At 65.8% G+C, this 25583-nt stretch carries 25 protein-coding genes; 10 read left to right on the top strand and 15 right to left on the bottom strand.

Annotation, left to right across the window (positions count from 1 at the left end; translation table 11 throughout):
- The first annotated feature begins 49 nt into the window (after positions 1 to 49).
- Positions 50 to 562: an Rv2253/PknI dimerization domain-containing protein gene (locus AC5Y4N_RS14135; protein ID WP_499908934.1), complete on the top strand. Its 513-nt coding sequence runs from the start codon at positions 50 to 52 to the stop codon at positions 560 to 562.
- A 7-nt stretch (positions 563 to 569) separates the two neighbouring features.
- Here the strand turns inward: AC5Y4N_RS14135 and AC5Y4N_RS14130 are convergent, their stop codons facing one another.
- The 12 genes from AC5Y4N_RS14130 to AC5Y4N_RS14075 all read right to left on the bottom strand — a co-directional run bounded on the left by AC5Y4N_RS14130 (position 570) and on the right by AC5Y4N_RS14075 (position 15141).
- Positions 570 to 2228, bottom strand: coding sequence for an MCE family protein (locus AC5Y4N_RS14130; protein WP_499908936.1), 1659 nt, complete (start codon positions 2226 to 2228; stop codon positions 570 to 572).
- Positions 2228 to 3538, bottom strand: coding sequence for an MCE family protein (locus AC5Y4N_RS14125; RefSeq protein WP_499909316.1), 1311 nt, complete (start codon positions 3536 to 3538; stop codon positions 2228 to 2230). The genes AC5Y4N_RS14130 and AC5Y4N_RS14125 overlap by 1 nt, the downstream gene beginning before the upstream one ends.
- Before the next feature lie 14 nt (positions 3539 to 3552).
- Positions 3553 to 4974, bottom strand: coding sequence for an MCE family protein (locus AC5Y4N_RS14120; RefSeq protein WP_499908938.1), 1422 nt, complete (start codon positions 4972 to 4974; stop codon positions 3553 to 3555).
- Positions 4971 to 6071: an MCE family protein gene (locus AC5Y4N_RS14115; protein ID WP_499909318.1), complete on the bottom strand. Its 1101-nt coding sequence runs from the start codon at positions 6069 to 6071 to the stop codon at positions 4971 to 4973. Before AC5Y4N_RS14115 ends, AC5Y4N_RS14120 begins: the two co-directional genes overlap by 4 nt.
- A complete protein-coding gene (locus AC5Y4N_RS14110) occupies positions 6071 to 7105 on the bottom strand; it encodes an MCE family protein (protein ID WP_499908940.1) in 1035 nt (344 codons plus the stop codon). Before AC5Y4N_RS14110 ends, AC5Y4N_RS14115 begins: the two co-directional genes overlap by 1 nt.
- Entirely contained in the window at positions 7102 to 8289 is a 1188-nt protein-coding gene (locus tag AC5Y4N_RS14105; RefSeq protein WP_499908942.1) for an MCE family protein, read from the bottom strand. The genes AC5Y4N_RS14110 and AC5Y4N_RS14105 overlap by 4 nt, the downstream gene beginning before the upstream one ends.
- A gap of 12 nt (positions 8290 to 8301) precedes the next feature.
- Positions 8302 to 9156: an MlaE family ABC transporter permease gene (locus AC5Y4N_RS14100; RefSeq protein ID WP_499908945.1), complete on the bottom strand. Its 855-nt coding sequence runs from the start codon at positions 9154 to 9156 to the stop codon at positions 8302 to 8304.
- A gap of 13 nt (positions 9157 to 9169) precedes the next feature.
- Complete coding sequence (locus tag AC5Y4N_RS14095) at positions 9170 to 9982, bottom strand: MlaE family ABC transporter permease (RefSeq protein WP_499908947.1); 813 nt, start codon at positions 9980 to 9982, stop codon at positions 9170 to 9172.
- Entirely contained in the window at positions 9982 to 11142 is a 1161-nt protein-coding gene (locus tag AC5Y4N_RS14090) for a thiolase C-terminal domain-containing protein (protein ID WP_499908949.1), read from the bottom strand. The genes AC5Y4N_RS14095 and AC5Y4N_RS14090 overlap by 1 nt, the downstream gene beginning before the upstream one ends.
- Positions 11143 to 11236: 94 nt before the next feature.
- Positions 11237 to 12412: a Zn-ribbon domain-containing OB-fold protein gene (locus AC5Y4N_RS14085; RefSeq protein ID WP_499908951.1), complete on the bottom strand. Its 1176-nt coding sequence runs from the start codon at positions 12410 to 12412 to the stop codon at positions 11237 to 11239.
- A gap of 12 nt (positions 12413 to 12424) precedes the next feature.
- A complete protein-coding gene (locus AC5Y4N_RS14080) occupies positions 12425 to 13633 on the bottom strand; it encodes a CaiB/BaiF CoA transferase family protein (protein WP_499908953.1) in 1209 nt (402 codons plus the stop codon).
- Positions 13633 to 15141: an aldehyde dehydrogenase family protein gene (locus AC5Y4N_RS14075; protein ID WP_499908955.1), complete on the bottom strand. Its 1509-nt coding sequence runs from the start codon at positions 15139 to 15141 to the stop codon at positions 13633 to 13635. Before AC5Y4N_RS14075 ends, AC5Y4N_RS14080 begins: the two co-directional genes overlap by 1 nt.
- A gap of 276 nt (positions 15142 to 15417) precedes the next feature.
- On the opposite strand from AC5Y4N_RS14075, the gene AC5Y4N_RS14070 reads away from it, so the two are divergent.
- The 5 genes from AC5Y4N_RS14070 (at position 15418) to AC5Y4N_RS14050 (ending at position 18981) form a co-directional block, all read left to right on the top strand.
- Complete coding sequence (locus AC5Y4N_RS14070) at positions 15418 to 16122, top strand: SDR family NAD(P)-dependent oxidoreductase (RefSeq protein ID WP_499908957.1); 705 nt, start codon at positions 15418 to 15420, stop codon at positions 16120 to 16122.
- Between the two features lie 28 nt (positions 16123 to 16150).
- Positions 16151 to 17011: a mycofactocin-coupled SDR family oxidoreductase gene (locus AC5Y4N_RS14065; RefSeq protein WP_499908959.1), complete on the top strand. Its 861-nt coding sequence runs from the start codon at positions 16151 to 16153 to the stop codon at positions 17009 to 17011.
- An 8-nt stretch (positions 17012 to 17019) separates the two neighbouring features.
- Positions 17020 to 17214, top strand: coding sequence for a ferredoxin (locus tag AC5Y4N_RS14060; protein ID WP_499908961.1), 195 nt, complete (start codon positions 17020 to 17022; stop codon positions 17212 to 17214).
- Between the two features lie 20 nt (positions 17215 to 17234).
- Entirely contained in the window at positions 17235 to 18605 is a 1371-nt protein-coding gene (locus AC5Y4N_RS14055; RefSeq protein WP_499908963.1) for a cytochrome P450, read from the top strand.
- A 115-nt stretch (positions 18606 to 18720) separates the two neighbouring features.
- Entirely contained in the window at positions 18721 to 18981 is a 261-nt protein-coding gene (locus AC5Y4N_RS14050; protein WP_499908965.1) for a hypothetical protein, read from the top strand.
- 12 nt (positions 18982 to 18993) lie between these two features.
- Here the strand turns inward: AC5Y4N_RS14050 and AC5Y4N_RS14045 are convergent, their stop codons facing one another.
- Together AC5Y4N_RS14045 and AC5Y4N_RS14040 are read right to left on the bottom strand one after the other, a co-directional pair.
- Positions 18994 to 20181 (bottom strand): acyl-CoA dehydrogenase family protein, encoded by a 1188-nt coding sequence (locus tag AC5Y4N_RS14045; RefSeq protein WP_499908967.1) that lies wholly within the window; start codon positions 20179 to 20181, stop codon positions 18994 to 18996.
- Positions 20165 to 21166: an acyl-CoA dehydrogenase family protein gene (locus AC5Y4N_RS14040; RefSeq protein ID WP_499908968.1), complete on the bottom strand. Its 1002-nt coding sequence runs from the start codon at positions 21164 to 21166 to the stop codon at positions 20165 to 20167. Before AC5Y4N_RS14040 ends, AC5Y4N_RS14045 begins: the two co-directional genes overlap by 17 nt.
- A 290-nt stretch (positions 21167 to 21456) precedes the next feature.
- Here AC5Y4N_RS14040 and AC5Y4N_RS14035 point away from each other — a divergent pair, with 290 nt between their 5' ends.
- Genes AC5Y4N_RS14035 through AC5Y4N_RS14020 form a run of 4 tightly spaced genes read left to right on the top strand, consistent with a single transcriptional unit; the run spans position 21457 to position 24984 of the window.
- Positions 21457 to 22545: an amidohydrolase family protein gene (locus AC5Y4N_RS14035; protein WP_499908969.1), complete on the top strand. Its 1089-nt coding sequence runs from the start codon at positions 21457 to 21459 to the stop codon at positions 22543 to 22545.
- Between the two features lie 30 nt (positions 22546 to 22575).
- Positions 22576 to 23718: an amidohydrolase family protein gene (locus tag AC5Y4N_RS14030; protein ID WP_499908970.1), complete on the top strand. Its 1143-nt coding sequence runs from the start codon at positions 22576 to 22578 to the stop codon at positions 23716 to 23718.
- 1 nt (position 23719) lies between these two features.
- The gene (locus AC5Y4N_RS14025) at positions 23720 to 24112 is read left to right on the top strand and encodes a Rieske (2Fe-2S) protein (RefSeq protein ID WP_499908972.1); all 393 of its coding nucleotides are present in this window, start codon (positions 23720 to 23722) and stop codon (positions 24110 to 24112) included.
- Entirely contained in the window at positions 24109 to 24984 is an 876-nt protein-coding gene (locus AC5Y4N_RS14020; protein WP_499908974.1) for an alpha/beta fold hydrolase, read from the top strand. The genes AC5Y4N_RS14025 and AC5Y4N_RS14020 overlap by 4 nt, the downstream gene beginning before the upstream one ends.
- Before the next feature lie 92 nt (positions 24985 to 25076).
- Here AC5Y4N_RS14020 and AC5Y4N_RS14015 read toward each other — a convergent pair whose 3' ends face one another.
- On the bottom strand, positions 25077 to 25550 hold the full coding sequence (locus AC5Y4N_RS14015; RefSeq protein ID WP_499908976.1) for a hypothetical protein: 474 nt from the start codon (positions 25548 to 25550) through the stop codon (positions 25077 to 25079).
- Positions 25551 to 25583 lie beyond the last annotated feature (33 nt).

The raw sequence follows: 25583 nt of genomic DNA, 5'->3' as shown, positions 1-25583 counted from the left end.
GATGTTATTCTCCCGTTCTGAGAATGCCATTTCCCATGAGGAGCGATCGGTGCGTTCGATCGGTGCGATAGCAGGTGCTTTACTGGCGGCTGCCTCCGCAATCGGTGGCCCGGGCGCGGGCATTGCCAGTGCAGACAACGACCCGGCGATCAACGGCACCTACGCGGCCACGTCGAACGGCGAGTGGGCGAGAACCAACGAGAGTTACCACGACGAGGCGACGGTCCGCAGCACCTGGACCATCAGCTCGTCGTGCCCGAACCCGCTGACGTGCACCGGCACCGTGACCAGCGATCAAGGCTGGACCGCCGGCATGTCGTTCATCTCCGGATCGTGGTTGGTGCGCCGCGAACTGCCGGGCTGGGAGACCTGCGCTGACGGCACCTCAGCCACCGGCGAGCAGGTCTACCGGTTCTACCCCGTCGACCCGGAAACGGGATTCGTCAAGGTCGGTTCGCCGATCTTGGCGGGCGAGGACGCCACCACCGGCCCCAGCGGGGCCTGCGGCTTCAACAAGCTGCTGGTGATCCGGATGCCGTTCAAGCTGGTCAAGATCGCCTGACGCAGCTCTACTTCGGCAGCATGTCCTGCCACGTCTTCGGCGGCGATGCCGACGTCCCCACTCCTAGTTGCTGATACATCTGCCCGTCCGGGGTGAAGTAGCGGCCGGTGCGCGGATCGTATTGCGCCACAGCGGCTGTCGGCGCGGCAGTGGATCCGTCCGACGCGCTGGCGGCGGCCTGCGGCACAGCGCCGTCCGGCACGGGACCAGGCGGCGGACCGTGCGGTGTCACTGCGTTCGCCTCGGGCGGCACCGAATCAGCCGCTGGCGCAAGCGGATTCGACGTTGGAGGAGCCGGATTCTGGACGGCACCCGCCGGCGGTACTGGTGGCGCCGCCGCGGGCGGCCCCACGCCGGGCGGCAGTGGCGTTCCCTGCACCGGCGCGAATATCTGATCACCGAATGTGGCCCGGTCGTCGAGCGGAACCCCTTGAGACACGAGGTTGGGATCGAACGGGTAGGGCCCCAGCGAATGCTGCCGCACGGCCAACGGCTTGAACGGCTCAGGGCTGCGGCACATTTCGACGGTGGGCGCGCGCTTACCCGGAACCTCCATGCACGGTGCGTTACGGGCACCACGGACTGCTATCGGTGAATCCTGCGGAAGCTTGCAGTACAACCCATCCGGGGTGTCGAGGGTTGTGGTGTCGGCGGGACTGCGCCACAGGCTCGGCGGCAGGAAGCCGACCGTGCAGGGCGGCGGGTCGCTGATGTCGATCGCGAAGTCGCCCAGCGCCCATCCCGTCTGGTTCTTCGACGGCGCCACAGCCTGGATGCCCGCGACGTCCGGCGGAAGGATCACCAGAAGTTGTTCCACCCCAGCGTGATACACCACGAGGATCTGGCTGATGGTCTTCAAGTTGGCCAGCAGCACCGGCAAGGTCGGCTTGATCTGTGACAGCAGCGCCGAGGCTTCGTCGAACGCGCCCGGCCCCTTGCGCAGCACGGTGCGGAGCTGGGGATCGTCGGTGACGAGCTGCTGAGTGATCCCCGACAGGCTTCGCGACCACAGCTTGATCGAGTCGCTGGTCTGGGCCTGACTGTCGAGCAGCGGACCCGCGTCGTTGTAGAGGTCACGGGTGTTGTCGCCGACGCGGTTCAGATCGCCGGAGAGCTTGGCCGACGAGTCGGCCAGCGAGCTGAGGTCATAGCCCGCGCCGTTGAACCCCTTGAACGTCTCGTCGAGCAATGCGCTGATCTTGTCCCTCGGAATGCTTTTGAGCAGTTCGCTGAGCTGATCGATCATCGGGCCGACGTCCTGCGGAATCGTCGTGTCGCTCTTGGCGATCACCGAACCGTTGTGCAGGTACGGGCCCGAGTCGGTACGCGGGCGCAGCTCGACGTACTGCTCGCCCACCGCCGAGATGCTGCGCACCTGCGCCTCGAGGTTGGCGGGGATCTTCGGCGACGTGTTCAGCGACATCACGGCTTTCGCGCCGTCTCGGGTCAGCTCCACGGAGGTGACCTTGCCGACCTCCACGCCGCGGTAGGTGACGTTGCTGAAGCGGTACAGGCCGCCCGCCGCGGGCAGTTCCAGCGTGACCGACATGCGACCGATGCCCAGCAGGGTCGGCGCTTGGATGTAGAAGAAGATCATCGCCAGCACGCCGACGATCGACGCGATCGTGAAGATCGTCAGCTGGATTCGGACAAAACGCGTCAGCATCAGCTACCCACATCCATGTGCGATGGCGGGAAAGGCGTTTCGGCCGCGGGCGCGGCATCCGGTGTCGGAGGCGGCCCGCCAGGCGGCACCGCACCCGGCGACGTCAACGGAGCCGGGGCGGCAGCGGGCGGCATCTGGGGCGCGGCGGCCTGCGTGACGGGTGCACGCGGCACGCCGGGCGGGGTGTCCGGCTGCGGCGGAGCGAGGCCGGCGCTCAACGCGGTGTTCACCGGGTTGACCGGGTCGAACATATCTCGCATGAAGTACGGCTCGCCGGGCGCCGCCGGCAGTACCGCGCCCGGCTCCCCCCAGCGCGTGCCGAGAAGCAAGCCGCGCTTCAAGCGTTCCCGCGAAATGTCAAAGACCGCAAACAGATTGGCGTAGTCCCCGCGCACAGCTCGGTCGATCAGGTCCTGGCTGTACGGGAAGTGAGGGAGATAGGCAAGAGCGGCAGCGAGATCGGGTCCGACATCTGCGAGCGAGCGGAAGATCGGCTCGAGGTTTTGCAGATTGCGAATCAAATAGGCCTGGCTGTCGTTGACGAGTTGCGTGGTGGTGTCGCTGAACGTGCCGAGCTTCTCCAACGCGGTGGTGATGTTCGGCCGTTCTTTGACCAGCACGTCCAGCGCCGGCGGTATCTTCTTCAGCGCGTCGGTGATCACGTCGCGTTGGCCGGCGAACGTGTTGGCAAGCCGGTTCAGCGACTGAATCGACGCGATGATGTTGTCGCGCTGTTCGTCCAGCGTGCCCACGAATTGGTCGAGCCGGGTGAGCAGGTCGCGGATCTTTTCCTGACGCCCGGACAACGCAGCGTTGAAGTTGTGGATGATGTCGCCGAGCTGTGACAGGCCGCCGGTGTTGAGCACCAGTGACAGCGACGACAAGGTCTGCTCGGTCGACGGGTACGTCGACGACTTGCTCAGCGGGATCGTCGACCCCGGTTCCAGCCGCCCGCGCGGCGGCTCACCGAGCGGTGGAGACAACTGCAAATGCATCGAGCCGAGCAGGCTGGTCTGTCCGACGCTCGCCACCGCGTTGGCGGGCACCACCACGTCCGGCCGCACCGACACCTCGACATTGGCGTGCCACCCCTGCACGCTCATCTTGCCGACGCTGCCGACCACCACGTCGTCGATCAACACGGGCGAATTCGACTCCAGCGTCCCGACATTCGCGATCTCGACGTGGTAGGTCTTCGCGTCCGGGCCCCTGCCGACGGCTCCGGGCAACGGCAGCGAGTTCACGCCTTGGAACGAACATCCGGTGACCGCCGACGCCGCGCAGGCGGCGACGACGACGGCTCGGCGCAAGCGATTCCTACGCGTCATGACGGCGGCCTCTCGGCGGGCAGCAGCAAGTCGGGCAGGCTCGGTCCCGGAGCAGCCGGTGCATTCTCCGGAGCCGGCGTGTTCGGTGGCGGCGGAGGCCCCGCCGCTTCGGTGGGCGCCGGGTAGGAGACGCCAGGGATGCGCGCCGGCGGTGGGGGCGGCGGCGCGGCAGGCGGATAGTCGCCCTGCAGCCCTGTGTATGCCGACACGGCGGGCGGCATCTCCGGCGGCCCCGGCTTCGGCCCTTCGCCACCCGGTGCCAGTCGCGGCTCGGAATACTCCACCCGGCCAGGCGAATACGCGGGCATCAGGAACGGGTTGATCGGAAGCGGATTGTTGTTGGCGTTGAGCAACCGCAATGCCGGTCCGAGGTACTGCTCGCAGAGTTTCGTCGTTTCCGTCGACGTGACGTTCTCGACCGCTCCCGCCATTCCGCAGTATTGCCACACCGGGTTGGTGAGCAACGGGTTCAGCACGGGCGCACCGACCTGGCTTCCCGTGTCCGGGTTGTAGATGTGGTAGAAGTTCGAGAACGCGGTCGGCGCCAGATGCAGGATGTTCTGGACGTCCATCTGATGGTCGACCAGCGTCTGCGTGACGTTGGCGAGCCGCTGCACCTGTTCACTGGTCTGGTTGCGGGTGCCGGCGATGAAACGCTGCACTTCGCCCACCGCGACGGAAAGATCCGACACTGCGGCGTCCAGATCGGACCGGTTGTCATCGATGACGCTGGTGAGCGTGGCCAGCCGGTTCTCGAACTGCACTATCTGAGTGTTGCTGTCGCGCAACGCACTGACGAAGATCTGCAAGTTCTTGATGATGTCGGCGATGTTGCCGCTGCCGTCGGCCAGGACACGCGCCACACCGGAGAGCTGCGCGATGGCTTGCCGGAGCTTGTCACCGTTGCCCGCCAGCGCGTCTGCGGCGCTGTCGATGAAACGGGCCACAGCGGGCGTCGACGCGTTGGCGTTCGGACCCAATTCTGTTGCGAGCCGCTTCAACTGCTCCTTGACTTCGTCCCACTCGACCGGCACGGCAGTGCGCTCGAGCGGGATCACCGCGCCGTCGGCCATCTGCGGGCCCTTCGACTTGTACGCCGGTGCCAGTTGTACGTACCGCGCCGCCACCAGGTTCTGCGCGACGATCACCGCTTTGGCGTCGGCCGGGATCGGCACACCGCGGTCGACGTGCATCACCATCTTGGTTCGCGTGCCCGCTGGCTCGATCGCCGCGATGCTGCCGACCTTGACGCCGGAAACCCGCACGTCGTCACCGGGATAGATGGCCGTGGCGGTCGTGAAATACGCAGTGATGGTCTTGGGTTTGAAGAACGTTTGGCGCACGACGAAAAACCCTGCGGCGACGAGCAAGCCGACGAGCACGATCGTCACGCCGGTCAGAAGGCGCCTTCTTGTCATCGGCCCGGCCCCCACTGCTCATACGGCTGCGGAATCCCGTTGTACGGGAAGGGAAGCTCGGCTCGCGGCCCCGCGTTGTCCGGCGGCTGTCCCACGTCGACACCGCGCCGGAACCCGAAGATGTAGTCCATGAAGGGCTGAAGCAGCTGCGGCAGGCTCAGATTCGGGATGAATGCGTTGTAGTAGAACCCGTTCGCCACGGCCTCGCCCTGGGTGATCTGGTATTTCTTCAGGCCCGGTAGCGCTTGGGCGAGGTTGTCGCGGTTCTTCTCGAGCATCGCGGTCACCCGGTTCAACCGCTCCAGCGTGGGCGCCAGTTCGGCTTCGTTGTCGTGGACCAATCCGGTCAGTTGCTGAGACACCGCAGACGTGTTGGCCAGCAGTGAAACGATCGCATTGCGCCGTTCGACGAGCACCGCCAGCAAGCTGTTGGCGTCGAGCAGCAGCGCGTTGATCTGCTGGCTGCGCTCGGACAGGATTCCGGTGACATTGGTTGCGCTCTTGAGCAATTCGCGCAGGGACTGGTTGCGGTCGTTGATCGACCTCGACAATCGGGACACGCCGTCGAACGCCGGTCCGAGCTGCGGTGCGATCTGATCGAGCGTGGCAGCCAGCGTGTCCAGCGACTGATTGAGGTTTTCGGTGTTGGTGCCCGACACGTTGGTGGTGAGATCGCTGACCGCGTCGGTCAGCGAGTACGGGGAGCCGGTCCGTGACGTGGGAATCACATCCATGGCCCGCAGCCGCCCGTTGCCGGCGGATTCCAGGGTCAATACCCGCTCACCGAGCAGGGTTCCGGTTCTGATGTGGGCGGTGGTGTCATCGCCGAGCTGGATGCGGGCGGGAACGTTGAAGGTCACCAGCGCTTCGCCGTTCTTCAGCTCGATGGCCGAGACCGTCCCGACCTTGACGCCAGACACGGTCACGGGATTGCCCTTGGCAAGACCACCGGCTTCGGTGAACAGCGCCTGGTAGCGCAGCGACGAGGCAATCGACTTGAGTTGTTCGGGCTGAAGACCGACCACGATCACGAGCACGATCAGCACCACGCCGAGGAATCCGGCGCGAATGAGTTTGCCTCCGCGGTATTTCTGCATCAGCGCTCCGCACACCGTCCGCTGGTCTGCAAGACCCACGGGAAAAACACCGGCCGGCTCGTCGGGTCAGTGGTGGTGGCGCGGAAGAAAACTCCGCAGAGGTAGTAGTTGTACCAACCACCGTAGGATCCGAGCCGCACCAACTTGCGGTAGTTCTCAGGCATCTTCTGGATGTTCGCGTCGAGGACGTCCTTACCGTCGTCGAGTAACGGCGCCAGCCGGTTCAGCTGGTCGACCGTGCCGGCCAGCGGTGGGCGTGCGTTGGTCAGCAGGTCGGCGATCGATGCAGTTCCGTTGTCCAGCTGCACAATTGCGTCGCCGATCGGGTCGCGATCTTGAGAGAGCCCGCTGACCAGTTTCTGCAGCCGATCGAGCGTGTCCTTGAACTGGTTGCCGTTCTTGTCGAGGGTGTGGATGGTGGTGTTGAGGTTGTCGATCAGCTGCTGAATCACCTCGGTGTTGTCGGCCAACGCATTCGAGAACGACGACGTCTTCGAGAACAGCGATTCAAGTGTGCCCCCCTGGCCCTGGAAGATCTGGATGAGCGACTGCGTCAGCGAGTTGACGTCTTGGGCGTTCAATCCCTGGATCACCGGTTTGAGGCCGCCGAGCAACAAATCGAGGTCGAGCGCGCCTGCCGTCCGGTCGACTGGGATCTGGGAGCCGGCGGACATGATCTTGGTGGACCCGGGCCCGTCGGCGAGCTCGAGATAGCGGTCGCCGACCAGGTTGAGGTAGCGCACCATCGCACGGGTTCCGTTGGTGAGCTTGACGCTGCGGTCGGCGTCGAACTTCACGACAACCTTCTTGTCTTCGCGCAGCGACACCTCGCCAACGGTGCCCACCCGGATGCCCGCAATGCGGACCGTGTCCCCCGGCTTCAGCCGCGACACGTCGGTGAACACTGCGGAATATTCGTTCGTCGCGCCGGTCCGGTACTGGCCGAAGATGAAGAACAGCGACGCGGTCAAAAGGATCATCACCACCGAGAAGATGACCAACTTGACCAGCGTGCCGCGCCATCCGCCCCTCATCCGGGCATTCCGATCTGTGCGGTGTTGCGCGGCGGCCCCGCGATCGGACCGTACAACAGCTGCTTGAGACCGTCGGAGTTGAGCAGGATTCCGGGGTTTCCGTACTGTTCAGGGTTGGCGCCGTCGTCCATGATCAAGAAGTTCGGCTGGGTGTCCTTCGGCACGTTGGGCAGCGTCATACAGTGCGGCCCGCCCGTCGCGGCCACCTTCGGCAGATTGGTCGGGTAGCGGTAGCGCTCGATGCCCAGCGTGAGCCCCACCGATACGACGATGCCCGGCAGCGGCAACGGCGGCTGGTGCGTGATCACACCGATGCCCTGCAGCGTGCAGGTCAGGCCGGGGTTGTACTCATTGAGCAGGTCGGTGGTCGGGATCAGCGTGTGCAGGACATCGGTCAGGGTTTGCCGGTTGGTGCCGATGACGTCGTTTCCGATGTCGGCCAACCCGATCGCGCTGACCAGGAACGCGTCGAGGTTGTTCTGTTCGTCGACGATCGAGTCGCTGATGCGCGTCGCGTTGCGGGCGGTGTCGAGAAGGTCGGGGGCGGCGTCGGCGTAGGTGTCGAACACCTGCGGTGCCACTTGCAGATCGTGGCGCAGCCCGTCGAGGCTCGGGTAGGTCTTGGCCAGGAAATCATCGAGATCGCTGAGCATTTGGCCGATCTTCTCGCCGCGGCCGTTCAACGCCGTCGCGAGTGCACCCAGGGTCTCGTTCAGCTTCTCGGGCTGGATGCTCGACAGCAGCTTCGACAGTTGCTCGAATACCGTGTTGATCTCGACGGTGACGTTCTTCGCGTCGAGCACCGCACCTGGCTTGATCGTCTCCGCATCCGGGTTTTTCGGTGCTACCAGCTGCACATACTTCGCACCGAAGACCGTGGTCGACGCGACGTTGACGAGCACGTTGCGCGGGATGTACTTCAGCGCACCGGGGTCCATCGCCAGGTGGAGGACGGCGTGACCGTCGGCACGCTCTTCGATCGATTCCACCTTGCCGATCTGCACGCCCCGCATCTTGACCTTGGCGTCGGGGTTCATCACCAGCCCGGCGCGGGGCGAAACCACCGTCACCGGAACGGAATTGGTGAATCCGCCGCGAAAGAGGATGATCGCCACGGCCACGACCGCGACCACCAGCAGAACGCTCACCAAGCCCACGAGGGGCCGCGTGACACTGGGCTTCATCGACCTCCTCTCTTATCCCGACAGGTTGAAGTTGCCGTTCGAGCCGTAGATCGCCAGCGACACGAGCAGCGTCACCGACACCACGGTGATCAACGACGCTCGCACCGCGTTACCCACGGCCACACCCACGCCGGATGGTCCGCCCTGGGCGAAGTAGCCGAAGTAGGTGTGTACCAACAGGATCGCCAGTGCCATCAAGATGGCCTGAAGGAACGACCACAAGAGGTCGATCGGGTTCAGAAACGTCGAGAAGTAATGGTTGTAGAGCCCGGAAGACTGCCCGAAGATCACCACGGTGGTGAACTTGCTCGCGACGAACGACAAGATGACGGCGATCGAGTACAGCGGAACCACCGCGATCATCCCCGCGACGATCCGCGTGCTGACCAGATATTCGACGGACCGGATGCCCATGGACTCCAGTGCGTCGACTTCCTCGTTGATCCTCATCGCGCCCAGCTGCGCGGTCACGCCGGCGCCGAAGGTTGCGGCCAAGCCGATTCCGGCGACGACGGGCGCGGAAATGCGGACGTTGATGAACGCCGCCAGAAAGCCGGTCAGAGCCTCGATGCCGATGTTGCCCAGCGAACTGTAGCCCTGCACGGCCAGCGTGCCACCTGCGGCCAGCGTCAAGAAGCCGACGATCACCACGGTGCCGCCGATCAGCGCCAATGTGCCTGCGCCCATGCTGATCTCGGCGATCAACCGAATGATCTCGCGGCGGAAGTGCAAGGTCGCGTGCGGAGTGCCGGCGATCGCCTTGCCGTAGAACATGGTGTGATCGCCGATGCGGCCGAGGGTGGTAACCGGCCGCTTGAATTGGTCGAGGGCCCGGAATACCCGGGGGTAGGTGGCGCGCAGCGTCATCGCCTGTGCCCCATCACTTCACCGTCGCCCGGATGCCGATCGCGGTGACGACCACGTTCACGACGAACAGCGCCATGAACGCGTACACGACCGTTTCGTTGACGGCGTTGCCGACGGCTTTGGCGCCGCCGCCGGTGATGATCAGTCCGCGGTAGCACGCGACCAGTCCGGCGATGAGTCCGAACAGCGCGGCCTTGACGCACGAGATGATCACTTCCGGAACGCCGGTGAGCAGCGTGATGCCGGCGGCGAACGCGCCGGGGTTCACGTCTTGGACGAACACCGAGAAGATGTAGCCGCCCAGGATGCCGATGATCACCACGAGGCTGTTCAGCAGCAGTGCCACCAGGCCCGCCGCCAGCATCCGGGGCGTCACCAGCCGCTGCACCGGGTTGATGCCCAGCACCTCCATCGCGTCGATCTCTTCGCGAATGGTCCGCGAACCCAGGTCGGCGCACATCGCCGTCGCACCCGCGCCCGCCACGATCAGCACCGTCACCAACGGCCCCACCTGGGTGACGGCGCCGAACGCGGCACCGGCACCGCTCAAGTCAGCCGCCCCCAGTTCGCGCAGCAGGATGTTGAGCGTGAAACTCACCAGCACCGTCAGCGGAATCGCCACCATCACCGTCGGCAGCAGCGAGACGCGTGCGACGAACCAGGACTGCTCCAAGAATTCGCGCCACTGGAACGGCCGGCGGAAGATGAACATGATCGCGTCACCGGACATCGCGAAGAACCCGCCGATGGCCTGCGCCGGCTTGGAGCCTCGGCCAAGCGAGATGCCGGTGCCCCAGCGTTCCGGCCCCTTGGTCCTTGTCGCCATCAGGTCTTTGGCCCTTCCAGGATCGTCACGGCTGACACCGCTGTGGGCCCACCGATGTTGTGCGCCAGGGCAATCCGAGCACCGTCAACCTGATTGACGGCCTCTCCGCGTAGCTGGGCGAACAGCTCGACGCACTGCGCGACGCCCGTGGCGCCCGGCGGATGGCCCTTCGACTTCAGTCCCCCGCTCGGGTTCACCGGCAACGGTCCGCCGATGCTGGTGACCTCCGCCTCGACGAGCTTGTACGCGCCGAAGCGGTCGGCGAAGCCCAGATCTTCGTAGCTCATCAGCTCGATGCCGGTGAAGAAGTCGTGCACTTCAGCCACGTCCACGTCCGCCGGCGTGAGCCCGGCCATCCCGAATGCCTGCTTCGCGGCGCGCACCGTGGCGGGGAACGTGGTCATGTCGGTCTTGTGCTGGTGCATCACCGAATCCAGGCCAAGTCCGACGCCGCGGATCCAGACGGGCCGGTCGGTGAACTGGGCGACCACGTCCTCGGCGGCCAGCACCAGCGCCGCAGCGCCGTCGCTCTGGGGCGCGCAGTCGTAGAGCCCGAACGGGGTCACGATGGTCGGCGCGGCGAGCGCTTGCTCCATCGTGATCTCGAACTGCAGTCGCGCCTTGGGGTTGTTCGCGCCGTGCCGGTGGTTCTTGACCGCGACCATCGCCATGTGCTCTTTCGTCGCGGGTGACTCGTGCAGATAGCGCGCCACGTGCAACGCGAATCCGGCGGGCGACACCAGTCCCAGCGGGTAGTCCCAGGCCATATCGCGGGCCATGGCTTCCCACTCCCAGACCATGTCCTTGGTGGACGTCTCGCGGATCTTGTCCGCGCCCATCACGAGCGCGACGTCGCACGCACCGGACGCGACCCCGAACAGCGCGTTGCGCACCGCGTCGTTGCCCGTCGCGCACGAGTTCTCCACCCGCGTGACGGGCAGGTCCGGCAAACCCAGGGTGTCGGCGAGGATGCCGGAAGGGAAGCCGTCGGGAGTACCCATCGCGCCGAACCAGGCGGCCCCGAGGTCGGACTTGTCGATGCCGTTGTCGACACTCGCCGCGCACTCGGCGAACGCCATCGGCAACAAATCTTTGATGCCGAGCGCAAAGTGCTCGGCGAAGGGAGTCATGCCAGCGCCGACAATGGCTACCTTCCGCATGCCGTCCCCTCCTGCGCCTTTCGGCAATGGCTGGCGCACGTCACCTCGGCGATGTCAGGCTCAGCCACTTTCTCAAGCGTCAACAGAGTATGACTCACGCCACACTCGTTTCGGGTTCGAATGCATATCCGTAATCAGGAACCCCAGATCTGACCGCCACCCGGCGTAGCGCGAGCCGGCCGCGATCGCCGATGCCGACCGTTCCGGGCTCGGCGCCGGTCACCTTCACCAGCGCGCGCACCCCCACACCGTCGAGTTCGACGATCACCAGCGAATACGGAGCCTTGAGGCCAGGAACCGGAATGTGCACCGTGGTCTCGGTGTAGACGGTGCCAGTGCGGGGCAGCGGCACACGTTCGTAGCGCGTCTTCAACCGGCCGTCCGGGTCGACGCGATAGCGGGGCGGAAAATCCAATTCGTCGCTGTCGGCAAACTTGCCCGCCTCCCACCGGACCTTGGCTTCGAAGGCCCGCTCGTAGGCCGCGAGCGAGATCGGGATGTCCGCGCCGGGTACCACTGTGCCCGCCGGCATCTCTCGTGCTTCGGGCTCACGCCGGTGGGTGGGCGCATGACCGCCCACCACGGTCAGACCGGACAGGCTGGCCTGCTCGACGGCCACCAACGGCCCTGTCTTGCCGGCTTCGGCCATCGCCGCCAGCGCGAATAGCCCCGCACTCGCCCCCATGGTCGGCAGCGGTGCCGGATCTCCGAGGCATAGTTCCGCGGCGGTCGCGTGGTCCACGCCGGCCAGCGCGGCGGGCGTATCCAGCCAGGCCGCGCCGAGGGAGGCGATCAGGCCCCGTTCGTGCAGCAGCCGCGGATCGCCGTAGTCGTGTACCCCGCCGATCGTGTTGCGGGTGCGCACCGGGAGGCTGCGGGCGACCCGGGCGGCTGTTCGCACCCATAGCCCGTTGTCTGCCGTCAGCACCGCGGCGGCACCGGCCGGCTCCAGGTCCACCCCGATCACCAGCGTCCGAGGACGCGCCGAGCTCAGCGCGTCCAGCGCGGCCGGCGCACCACCGAGACGCTCGTCGACTTCGAGCTCTGGGTCCAGGCTCAGACCCGCCAGCAGGACTGCGGCATTGCTGCTTTCCAGCAGCGGCAAGTGGCGGCTGACGATCACCACCCGCTCCACCGCCGCGCTGCCGTCCAGCGCAGCGCGGCCGGCCTCGACCGCAAGCGTGATCGCATCCTCGTCGTCGCCGGCAACCCGGTGAAGCGCCGCTCCCCAACACGGCAGATAGGTTCCGATCGACGCGACGTACGGCATGGGGCGTCCAGCCTAGGTGACCGCGCCGGCGGTCTTGAGCTCGATGATGCGGTCCCAGTCCAGTCCGAGTTCGGCCAGGATCTCGTCGGTCTGCTCGGCGAACCCCGGTGCCGGCCCGGTCCGCGGCGCCGACACGTCGAACTGCACCGGGTTGGCGACGAGGTCGAGTTGGCCCGCGCGCACGAGGTACTCGTTGGCGCGCACCTGCGCATCCTCAGCCGCCTGCAGCGTGTCCTGCACCGGCGCCCACGGCCCGGCCAGCGTGGCGAACCGCTGGCTCCACTCCACCAGCGGCCGCTTGGACATCGCGGCCTTCAGGATCTCCACTGCTTCGGCGGTATTCGCGGCGATCTGCTCGTCGCCGGCGAAGCGCGGATCGTCGATGTACTCCTCGAGATCCATGTGCTTGCACACGTCGGCCCAGAACTTCGACGCCTGCATCATCACGAACGAGATGTAGCGGCCGTCGGCCGTCGGGTACACGCCGACGAGCGGGTTGATCGGTGAGCCGTGGATGCCCGGCGGCGGGCTGACCATCAGCTGGCCGAGGTGCTTGGTCAGCGCAACCGTGTGACCCAGCGACCACAGACCACTGCCCAGCAGCGAGACGTCGACGATCGACGACTCGCCGGTGCGCTCACGCTTGAGCAGCGCAGCGGCGATGCCCCCGGCGAGATTGGTGCCGGAGATGGTGTCGCCATACGCCGGGCCCGGAGGAGCGATCATGCCTTCCATGCCGGGCGGCGTAATGGTCGCCGCAGTGCCGGCGCGACACCAGAACGCGGTCATGTCGTAGCCGCCTTTGACCGATTCCTCGCCGCGCGGCCCCAGCGCGCTACCGCGGGCGTAGATGATGTCCGGGTTCACCGCGCGGATGTCGTCGACGTCGATGCCGAACTTCTTGCGGTGTCCCGGCAGGAAGCTGGTCAGGAAAACATCTGCGCGCCTTGCCAATTCGAGCAATACCTCTTTGCCCTCCGGCACGGACATGTCCAGCCCGATGCTGCGCTTGGCGCGGTTGGCGTGTTCGATGTTCGGGTTCGGGTCGCCTTCGACCCGCAGTGGTCCGGTCTGCCGCAGCCCTCGCTGCGGGTCGCCGGTGACCGCGTGCTCGACCTTGATGACGTCGGCGCCCCACTCGGCCAGCACCGCGCCGGCCGACGGGACGAAGCCGTACATCGCGACTTCGAGGACACGGATTCCGTCCAGCGGCTCACTCACTACTGCACCACCGTGGCGAGCGTCTTGGTCTCCAGGAATTCTTCGAGCCCTTTCGTGCCCATCTCGCGACCGATGCCGCTTTGCTTGTAGCCGCCGAACGGCGCGTCGGGGCTGAAGTAGCTGCCGCCGTTGATCGAGAAGGTGCCGGTGCGGATGCGCCGCGCCAGCGCGATCGCCCTCTCCTCGTTACCGAACACCCCGCCGGACAGCCCGTAGATCGAGTTGTTGGCGATTCGCACCGCGTCATCATCGTCGTCGTAGGCGATCACCACCAGCACCGGCCCGAAGATCTCGTCCTGCGCGATTTCGCTGTCGGGATCGACGTCGGTCAGCAGCGTCGGCTCGTAGAAGTAGCCCGGGCCGTCGACTTTCTTGCCGCCGGTGACCAACGTGGCGCCCGCCGCCACCGCCCGTTGCACCATGGCGTCCACCTTGTCGCGCTGACGCTCGCTGATCAGCGGCCCCATGTAGGTGGCCTCGTCGGCGGGATCGCCGTAGCGCACCATGCCGAGGAAATTGCGGACCTGCTCGACGATCTCGTCGTGGTGCTTGCGCGGCACCAGCAGCCGCGTGGTGATTGCGCAGCCCTGGCCCGCGTGAGAGGTGATCATGAACGCGGCCATCATTGCGCAAGTGTTGAAGTCGGCGTCGTCGAGAACGATCATCGCCGACTTGCCGCCGAGCTCTAGAAACACCCGCTTGAGGGTGTCGCTGGCCGCGGCCATGATCTTGCGGCCGGTCGCGGTGGAGCCTGTGAACGTGACGACGTCGACGTCCGGGTGCGTAGTCAGCACCGCGCCCACCTCCGGGGCCGACGAGCTGAGCACGTTGACCACGCCCGGCGGGATGTCGGTGTGGTTGGCGATCAGCTCGCCGAGCGCCAGCGTGACCAATGGCGTGTCCGGGGCGCCCTTGAGGACGACTGTGCATCCGGCGGCCAGCGCGGGGGCGAGCTTGGCCAGCGCGAGCTGGTTGGGGTAGTTGTAGGCGATGATCGCGGCGACGACGCCGGCCGCCTCTTTCTCCACCCAGCGGTGGTGCTGAGCACCTCTGCTCTCGATGTTGCCGAGGTCTTCGGTCATCGGATAGGTCTTCAGCAGTTCGCCGTAGTAGCGCACGATGTCGATCGGCTGGTCCAGCTGCGGGCCGGCACACAGCATCTGGGTTGCGCCGACTTCTGCAACGGTCAGCGCGGCCAGTTCGTCGCGGTGCTCGACGAGCGCGCGGTGCAGCTGCTCGAGGCAGCGGACGCGCAGCTCGACGTTCGTCGACCAGTCCGTCGTGTCGAACGCACGTCGCGCCGCGGCGACAGCGGCCTCTGCGTCGGCCGCGGTGGCGTCGGGCGCGTGACCCACCACTGCGCCGGTCGCAGGGTTATAGGAAGGAAAGGTCTTCGCGGCGCCCACCAGCTGCCCGTCGATCAGAAGGTGCCGATCGGCCGAACCCGGACCAGAGCTTCCGTTGGCGGACTGCCGAGCGGTGTCAGTCGCCGTGCCCTGTTGCGCCATTCGGCCTCCTAGACCACCTTGATAATTTGGTTCTCATCTGCGGCGAATCATACATTCCGATTCAGAGAACTCAAGCAAGTCGGCTCAACCCTGCGGCGCTGGTCAGAGCGACTGACGGCCACCACCTCACCGCCCTGACCAGGCACGTCGCGCGGTTGCACGCAGGCGATATTTGAGAGTAGTGTTCTCAAAACCGGAAGGGAGATTCTTGTCCACCATGAAGACGGTTGCGCTTTTCGCGGCCGCTGGCACCAGAAACGACGGGCTAACTGTGCGATGAGAACCGCTGTCGTCACTGGAGGCGCCTCGGGAATCGGGCAGGCCATCGCCGCGCGCCTGCGCAAAGACGGGCTCGCGGTAGCCACCCTCGATCTGCGCGCACCGGACGATGACGAGTCGGCGTTCACCGCCGATGTCACCGACCGGGCACAGGTGGACGCCGCGCTGGACGAGATCCGCGGTCAGTTCGGGCCGGTGACGGTTCTGGTCAACGCCGCGGGCATGGATTCGTTCAAGCGCTTCACCGACATCAGCTTCGAGCACTGGCAACGGATCATCGACGTCAATCTCAACGGCGTGTTTCACTGCATCCAGGCGGTGCTGCCGGACATGATCGAGGCCGGCTGGGGGCGCATCGTCAACATCTCCTCGTCGAGCACTCACTCGGGTGTCCCCTACATGGGCGCCTACGTCGCGGCCAAGTCCGCGGTCAACGGGCTCACCAAGACACTGGCGCTGGAATACGGACCCAGCGGCATCACGGTCAACGCCGTGCCGCCCGGCTTCATCGACACGCCGATGCTGCGCAGCGCCGAAGCTCGCGGTTATCTGGGGGACGTCCAGGAAAACATCAATCGCACGCCGGTGCGGCGCATCGGCAAACCCGAGGACATCGCCGCCGCGTGCGCCTTCCTGGTTTCCGACGAGGCCGGCTACATCACCGGCCAGATCCTGGGCGTCAACGGCGGCCGCAACACCTGACCGATCAGTCAAAACGAAAGGACACTCTGTGGGACGCGTTGAGGGCAAAGTCGCATTCGTGACGGGCGCTGCCCGCGGGCAGGGCCGCAGTCACGCGGTTCGCTTGGCCGAGGAGGGCGCCGACATCATCGCCGTGGACATCTGCCACGACATCGAGACCATCGGCTACCCGCTGGCGCAGCCCGAGGACCTCGAGGAGACCGCCCGCCTCATCGAGAAGACCGGCCAGGGCGTGCTGACCGCGCAGGCCGACGTGCGCGATCCCGCTCAGCTGCGCGAGGCGCTGCAGAACGGCTTGACCGAATTCGGCAAGGTCGACATCGTCGTGGCCCAGGCCGGGATCGCCGGGATGAAGGGCGACCCGCCGCTGCAGGCCTGGTGCGACGTCATCAACACGAACTTGATCGGCACCATCAACGCCATCCAGGTCGCCTTACCGCACCTCAACGAGGGCGCGTCGATCATCGCGACCGGCTCGACGGCTGCGCTGATGGACGTTGCCAAGAAGGACAATCCGGGCGCCGATCCCGGTGGCATGGCATACGTCACCGCCAAGCGGCTGCTGTCGCAGTACGTCCACGACCTCGCCACCGAGGTGGCGCCGCGCGGCATCCGCGCCAACGTCGTCCATCCGACCAACACCAACACCAACATGTTGCAGAGCGAACCGATGTACCGGGCCTTCCGCCCGGATCTCGAGCACCCGACGCGCGCGGACGCCGAGCCGGTGTTCGGGGTGCAGCAGGCGATGCGCATTCCCTACGTCGAGCCCGAAGACATCAGCAACGCGGTGTTGTGGCTGGCATCCGACGAGGCCCGGTATGTCACCGGCATGCAGCTGCGCGTGGACGCGGGCGGCTATCTGAAGTGGTACGACTACCACATTTAGGGGAAGCAGTGAAGGTTTGGGTTGACGGGGACCGCTGTCAGGGCCACACGCTGTGCAAGATGGTCGCCCCGGATGCGTTCGAGCTCAACGACATCGACGGGACGTCGTCGCCGGTGTCGGAGGTGGTGGCACCCGGCCAAGAAGAGCTGGTTCGCGAAGCCGCCCACTCCTGCCCTGAGCAAGCCATCCGCATCGAAGAGTGAGTAGCCAAGGGAGACAACGCGTGAGCGTCGACATCGAGAGCGGAAGCGATAGCGATAGCGAACGCAGGCAGCCCCGCTATCACTTCGACCGTCACACCCCGGACTACCGGCTGCAGTTCGAGAAGATCACCGAGGAGATGCACCAGAAGTGCCCGGTGGCCTGGTCGGACACCTATGGCGGGCATTGGGTGGCCGCGGGCAGCAAGGAAGTCTTCGAGCTGGCTCGCTGTCCGGCCGTCTCCAATCATCACGACGTCACCGGTCAGACGCCGTACAAAGGCATCGCGATCCCCTATGCCAAGCGTGTCAACGGCATTCGCGGCGGCATGTTGGAGATGGACGATCCGGAGCACCGCCTCTACCGAACAGTGCTGAACCCGTATCTGTCGCCGGCTGCGGTCAAGCGGTGGGAGCCGTTCATCGACGAGATCGTGCGCGCCAGCATCGACGAGAAGATCGAAGAGGGCCGCATCGACTTCGTCGACGATCTGGCCAACATCGTGCCCGCGGTGCTCACGCTGGCGATGATGGGCATTCCGCTCAAGAAGTGGGCCATCTACAGCGAGCCCACCCACGCTGCGGTGTACACCCCCGAGGACTCCCCGGACATCGACCGTGTGGTCGCCATGCACCGTGAGATGGGGCTGGATCTGCTGACCACCATGATGGAGATCCGTGAGAACCCGAGGCCGGGCTTGGTGAACGCGCTCGTCAACATGCGCATCGACGGCGAGCCGGCACCGGATCTCGAGATCATGGGCATGCTGGGCCTGCTCATCGGCGGCGGCTTCGACACCACCACCGCGCTGACCGCGCACTCCCTGGAATGGTTGTCGCAGCACCCGGATCAGCGCGAGCTGTTGTCCCGCGAACGAGACCGCTTGCTGGATATGGCGACTGAGGAGTTCCTGCGCTACTTCACGCCGGCGCCTGGCGACGGCCGCACGTTCTCGGCCGATGTCGAGGTCGAGGGCACCCACTTCAAAGAAGGCGAGCGGTTGTGGATTTCGTGGGCGATGGCCAACCGCGACCCCGCGGTGTTCCCTGAACCCAATGAGATTCACATGGACCGAAAAGGCAACCGGCACTTCAGCTTTGGCATCGGGGTGCACCGCTGCGCCGGCTCCAACGTGGCGCGCACCGTGTTCAAGGCGATGCTCACCGCGGTGCTCGACCGGATGCCGGACTACCAGTGCGATCAGGAGGGAACCGTGCACTACGACACCATCGGCGTGATCCAAGGCATGCGCCATCTGCCGGCCACCTTCACTCCCGGCCGCAGGCTGGGTCCCGGCCTGGACGAAACGCTGGACAAGCTGCAGCGGATCTGCGACGAGCAAGAATTGGCCCGTCCCATCACCGAACGCAAGGAAGCGGCCGTCATCGTGTGAGTTCGGCGCGCAAGCGACGCTGAGCTTCGCTTTGCGCGCCGAAAGCTGTGAATCACCGTACGGGTGCCTGAGGTTTCGAGTCAGCGCCGTCTGCGTCGACTACCGTCGAAAGTCGATGATGTCCACGCAATGGAAAAGGATCGCACTCGTTGCAGCCGCCGCTGCGCTGGCGGCGATGGGCGTCGCGACGGTCCAAACCGGCTCGGCTGGAATCGGCGCCTTGCACATGGTCGCCAACGGCGACAGCACCATCACCTCACCGCTTCCGGCCACCACGCCCTCGATCGCCAGGGCAGCCCCGCAGGTCAAGGCGACCACGTTCTCCGGTGGCGACTGGCCCGGGCACGGGGCGTTCGGCGAGGACTGGGCCAAGTAGGCAGTCGGCCGCCTATCGTCGCGGCAGCCCGAGGACCTGCTGCGCGATGATGTTGCGCTGAATTTCCGACGTGCCGCCGGCGATCGTGCCGCCGAAGCTGCGGGCGTAGCGCTCGAACCAGCTCGCAAAGTAGTGGTCGAGGTTCATCGGCGCATACGGCCCCGTCAGCGCGGGATGGGTCAGCCCGTCGGATCCAGCTGCGGCAAGCGCATGCTCGAAGCCGCGCTGTTCGGCCTCCGAGCCGAGCAGCTTGAGCACCGACACCGACGCCGTGTCCTGTTCGCCGCGGGCCGCGCGCGCCAGCGCCGCAGAGCCCAGCAACCGAAGGGCGGTGTAGTCCATCACCATCGTGGCGTACTGGTCGCGCTCCAGCGCCGTCCTCGGATGGAAATCGGTCATCGCGTTGTTGAGGCGGTCCGCGAACCCGAGCCACATCATCGTGCGCTCGTGGCCCAGCGATCCGTTGGCCACCCGCCAGCCCTCGTTGAGTGGACCGACCAGATTCTCGGCGGGAACGCGGGCGTCGGTGAAGAAGACTTCGTTGAAGTCGAGGTCGTCCTGGCCGCAGATCGACGCGAACGGCCGGCGCACCACGCCGGGCGTGTCGGTGGGGATCATCAACGCGCTGATTCCCTTGTGCTTGGGCGCATTCGGGTCGGTGCGGACGAATGTGAGCAGCACGTCGGCGTCGTGGGCGCCCGACGTCCACACCTTCTGGCCGTTGACAACGAAAAAATCGCCGTCGGCGTCCGAAGTGAATTCAGCACGAGTTCGCAGCGAGGCCAGGTCCGAGCCCGCACTCGGCTCGCTCATACCCAGTGACGCGGTGATCTCGGCTCGCAGTATGGGCACCGCCCAGCGATGCTTCTGCTCGTCGGTGCCAAACGTAATCAGCGATGCCGCAATGATATTCACACCCTGCGGGTTGAAGCTGTGGTAGATCCGCCGCCGGCACAGCTCCTCCAGATGCACATACTGCTGCAGCACCGTGGCGTTGCGGCCACCGAACTCGGGCGGTTGCCCGGGCAGCAGCCAGCCGTTGTCGAACAGCAGCCGCTGCCAGCGGCGCGCCCACTGCGGCATGTGCGATACCGACCGCGGCCGCTCCAATGTCTCTGCCTCAGAAGGCAAATGCTCGTCGAGGAAGGCGCGGAACTCGGCGCGGAACTCCTCGACGTCGGGATCAAAAGTCAGCTGCACGGTACTCCTCGGCGATCGTCGCTCGGTGCTCGGCTGCGCCGCCGAGCATCAGCTCGCCAGCCTTGGCCCGCTTGAGCGCGAACTGCAGATCGTTCTCCCATGTGAAACCCATCGCACCGAACGACTGCAAGCCTTGCCGGAACACCAGTGACTGACACTCGCCGGCGGATGCCTTCGCCATTGCCGCCGCGAGCCGACGCCGCGGATCGTCGGCCGCGATCGTCAGCGCAGCGAAATAGGCCAGCGCCCGGGCACGTTCGATCGCGACGTGCATGTCGGCGCACTTGTGTTGCATGGCCTGAAAGGAGCCGATGGGCACCCCGAATTGATGACGGTCCCGTACGTGGACTAGGACCAGGTCGAGGATGCGCTGACACGCGCCCACCATCGTCATCGCCATCCCGGTGAGTGCGACGTGACGTGACCGCTCGACATCGGCGTCACCGACGCGGGCGTTCTCGGGCACCCGAAGCCCGGCGAAGACGAGATCGGCGACATGCAGCACCGGGTCGAACACCGGCGTGCGCCGCGCCGTCACGTCGCCCTTGTTGACGAGGAACACGCCGGCAGCGGTCACCACCGCCACTCGGTCGGCGCGGTCGCCGTCGAGTACGTGGCGCGCGGTGCCGTTCAGCACCCAGCCGTCGGCGTCGCGGTGGGCGGTCACTCCCGCAAACACCGCCGCGCCCGACTGGTGGGGGTCGAAACGGTCGCCGGCCAGGGGCGCGAACTGCGTCATCGTCGCCAAGAACGGCGTCGGGTCGGTGGCGCGGCCCAGCTCCTCGACAACGATTGCCAATTCGACTGCGTTTTCCGGATCGTTCATCTCGGTCCAGCCGGCGTCGACGTACGCCTTCCACACCTGAGTCGGATCGGTCCCCTGCTCGGCGACGCTGCGCACGAGTGCCGGCGGACACTGCTTGGCCACGGCGTTGCGCACAGTGTCTTGCCATAGCTTTTGGTCGGCGTCGAACTCCAGAAGCATTCGGCGTCTCCTCAGGCCGGGTCGACTTCGCGGCGAGAATATCATTCTCAGGAGTGAAAGGGCCAATCTCCTAAGCGTCTCGCCCACTTACCAGCGCGCCGCTCGCGTCGACCACGTCGGTCCGCCCGCAGATCCCGCGTTCCGGTCATCCGGCCCGAGAACCGAATTCTTGCCGCCGAAGAATTCAGCTTTACACTGTGAACGTGAAGTGTAGTGTGCCGAAATAATGATTAGGTTCGCTAGCAGGTAAGGCTTGGGCCGCCGGCCGGCGCCACTAAGGACGAGATCTCGTGATTGAACACCGCGACGGCAACCGCACCCCGCTGATCGACGCGAGCGTGCACATCTTCTGCCGCTCGAACTCGGATCTGCGGGGCTTTCTGCGGGAGCCGTACCGCAGTCGCGGCTTTCCCGACTACGAGATGGATTGGTACGGCGCTCCGGGTGGCGAATACGCGAAAGGCACGAAGGGCCCGAACGGTCAGTACCCAGGCTCTGAGCCCGACGTGGTCGCCGAGCACCTCTTCGCTGACCGCCATGTGGACGTCGCGGTCCTGCACCCGATGACCCGGGGCATCATGCCCGACCGCCACCTCGGTACGGCGATCGCGGCAGCGCACAACGAAATGCTGGTGTCGCGCTGGCTGGAGCACAGCGAGTTCGGCGACCGCTTCCGCGGCACCATCCGCGTCAATCCGGACGACATCGCCGGTGCACTGCGGGAGATCGCCCGGTACAAGGACCATCCCCGCGTCGTGCAGATCGGGATCCCGCTGCAGTCGCGCGAGCTATACGGCAAGCCTCAGTTCTGGCCGCTCTGGGAAGCCGCGGTCGACGCGAATCTTCCTGTGGCCGTTCACATCGAGGTGGGTTCGGGGGTTGCTGCCGCACCGACGCCGTCGGGCAACACCCGCACCTACGAGCAGTACCTCGGGTTCATGGCGCTGAACTACCTGTACCACCTGATGAACATGATCGCCGAGGGTGTGTTCGAGCGAATGCCGCAGCTGAAGTTCGTGTGGGCCGACGGCGCCGCAGACATGCTGACGCCATTCATCTGGCGCATGGACTGCTTCGGCAGGCCGCATCTCGAGCAGACGCCGTGGGCACCGCAGATGCCGAGCGATTATCTGCCCGGCCACGTGTACTTCGTCCAGGGCAGTCTCGACGGGCCCGGTGACACCGAGTTCGCCGGCGAGTGGTTCGCCTTCACCGGCAAAGAGGACATGGTGATGTTCGGCTCGAGCTATCCGCACTGGCACTTCGGCGAGCTGACGGTGCCCAGCAGCTACACCGTCGAGCAGCGCGACAAGTTGTGCTGGCGCAACGCCGCGAGTCTGTACGGAATAGACGTCGGCGCCCGTCTCGGCGCACAGTAGAGGTAGAGCTTCGCAATCAAGGGAGACGCGATGACGGTCACGACGACAGAGCGCAAGCCGGCGGCCGAGCGCATCGCTGTGCGGTGCGTCGACTCCGACGTCCATCCGGTCCCCCGCCGCGGCGATCTGGTCAACTACATCCCCGAGCCGTGGCGCAGCAAGTACTTCCTCACCCGCCGGGTCGGTGAGCTCATCTACTACGACGCACCCGACTACGCGCACGCCTACGCCATGCGGGTGGACACCTTCCCGCCCGACGGCGAATTTCCCGGCAGCGACCCGGATCTCGCGTTCAAGCAGCTGATCATGGAGGCCGGAGCCGACATCGCCGTGCTGGAGCCTGCCGCATACTCCGCGCGGATCCCCGAAGCCAACACCGCAATGTCGAGCGCACTCAACGACTGGCAGGCCAACCATTGGCTCGATGCTCACAACAACTGGCACGAGCGGTGGCGCGGATCCATCTGCGTCGCGATCGAAGAACCCGAAGCAGCCGCCCGGGAGATCGAGCGCTGGGCCGGGCATCCCTACATGGCGCAGATCCTGATCAAAGCCGAGCCGCGTCCGTCATGGGGACACCCGAAGTATGACCCGCTGTGGGCCGCGGCCACCAAGCACGACATCACGGTCAGTTGCCACTTGTCGCGCAGCCATCACGAAGAACTGCCGATGCCTCCGGTGGGCATGCCCAGCTACAACCACGACTTCATGGTCACCTACTCCCTGCTGGCGGCGAACCAGGTCATGAGCCTGATCTTCGACGGTGTCTTCGACCGGTTCCCGACGCTGCGAATTGTCCTGGTGGAGCACGCCTACACCTGGATCCTGCCGCTGATGTGGCGGATGGACGCGATCTACGAGGCCCGCAAGTCCTGGATGGACATCAAGCGCAAGCCATCCGAATACGTCAAGGACCACATCAAGTTCACCACCCAGCCGCTGGACTATCCGGAGGACAAGACCGAGCTGACCCGGGCGCTGGAGTGGATGGAGTGCGAAAAGATACTGCTGTACTCGTCGGACTACCCGCACTGGACCTTCGATGACCCGCGCTGGCTGGTCAAGCATCTTCCCGAGCATGCCCGGGAAGCGGTTATGTTCCGCAACGGGATTGCGACGTACCACCTTCCCGAGACGGTTCCGGCCCTCGAGGGCCAGGTGCGGGTGTTCTGAATTGGCAGACGAGACCAAACCCCGGCGCCTCGCGCAGGGGCGAGAGCACGTCGTTGCGACTGTCGACGAAATCCCGCCTGGGACACACAAATTGGTGCCGATCGGACGTCACGGTGTCGGTGTCTACAACATCAACGGCACGTTCTACGCGATCGCAAACTATTGCCCGCACGAGGGCGGCCCGCTGTGTGCAGGCAGGCTTCGCGGTCGCACAGTAGTCGACGAGTCCGTACCCGGTGACGCGGTGATGGTGCGCGACCTGGAATACATCTACTGCCCATGGCACCAGTGGGGTTTCGAGCTGGCGACCGGAACCACGGCCGTCAAGCCCGAATGGAGCATCCGGACGTATCCGGTGCGGGTGGTCGGCAACGAAGTGCTGGTGCAGGCATGACGGAGAACAGCATCGAGATCAACGGCGGCAACGTCGTCTACGAGACCCTTGGAAAGACAGGCGAATTCATCGCTCTGACCCCGGGCGGCCGCTACAGCAAGGACATCGACGGGCTGCGGCCTCTGGCCGACGAACTGGTCAAGGGCGGATATCGGGTGCTGTTGTGGGACCGGCCCAACTGCGGAAAGTCCGACGTCCAGTTCTACGGCCAGAGCGAATCGCACATGCGGGCCGAGACGCTGCACGCGCTGATCACCGGTCTCGACATCGGGCCGTGCATCCTGGCCGGCGGTTCGGGGGGCGCCCGGGATTCCATGCTGACGACGATGCTGTACCCGGAGATCGTCACCAAGCTGGTGGTGTGGAACATCGTCGGCGGGGTGTACGGCTCGTTCGTGCTCGGCTCGTACTACATCGTGCCCAGCATCCTCGCGGTCCGCGGTCTCGGCATGAAAGGCCTTCTGCAGGTGGCCGAGTGGAAAGAGCGCATCGCGGAGAACCCCGTCAACGAGGAACGCATCCTGTCGCTCGACGCCGATCAGTTCCTCAAGGTGATGCTGCGCTGGCTCAACGCGTTCGTGCCGAAGCCGGGGCAGACGATCCCCGGCGTCGAGGACGAGATGTTCGACAACATCAGGGTGCCGACGCTGATCATCCGCGGCGGCGAGAACGACTGGGACCACCCCAAACGCACCTCCCTGGAGATCAGCTGCCTGATCAAGGGATCCACGCTGATCGACCCGCCCTGGCCAGAGGATGCCTGGGAGCGGGCGGCCGAGGCCCGTGCGCAGGGAAAGGTCAAGCGCTTCAACATGTTCGACACCTGGGTGCAGGCCGCTCCGGCGATCCTGGAGTTTTTGGGGGACCGCTGATGGCACACCGAGCGGTCACCGAGTGTGCGTTTCCTGACGTGCGCACCGGCGTTTCGCGTACGAAACCGCGCACTCGCCGCGCGTCTGCCGCCTCAGATCACGCGGATGTGGACCTCGCAGTTCAGCGACGCTTCGAGCGCCGTGTGGATGCGGCTTTCCGGCACCCGGGCAAGATCGGCCCTGCGCAACGTTACGTACACAACATCCCAGCCTTCCTCGCCGGGCACCCGGGTGATGTCCCCGCTGAGCCCGAACCCGGCGAGCACCCCGTGCGCGTCGTCGTCCGTTCCCCTGCTCACGTAGGTCAGCACTCCGGCCACCGGCTCGATGCCAAAGGCCTTGCGACACAACGCAATCGCGGTCCGCGTCAGCTCGTCGGCATCGGGGCCGCCCATCAGCAGCTCCACTTCACGGCGACCGGCCGGCATCGCCGCGAGGTTGTTGGCCACTACCTCGGCGCCCACGCCGCCGGCGAGTTCACGGAGCGTCGTCATGCCATGGGTTAACTGTGCAGGAGTGAGCGCACCGGCCGGGTCGACCTGGACGCGCACCACTGCGGTTCTCATGGTCGCCAGCCTATCGGCAGGACTATCGGCGTC

This window comes from Mycobacterium sp. NGS19 (genome assembly GCF_059813155.1).
The sequence above is the reverse complement of the archived record's forward strand: the minus strand, read 5'-3'. Positions and strand labels throughout refer to the sequence as shown.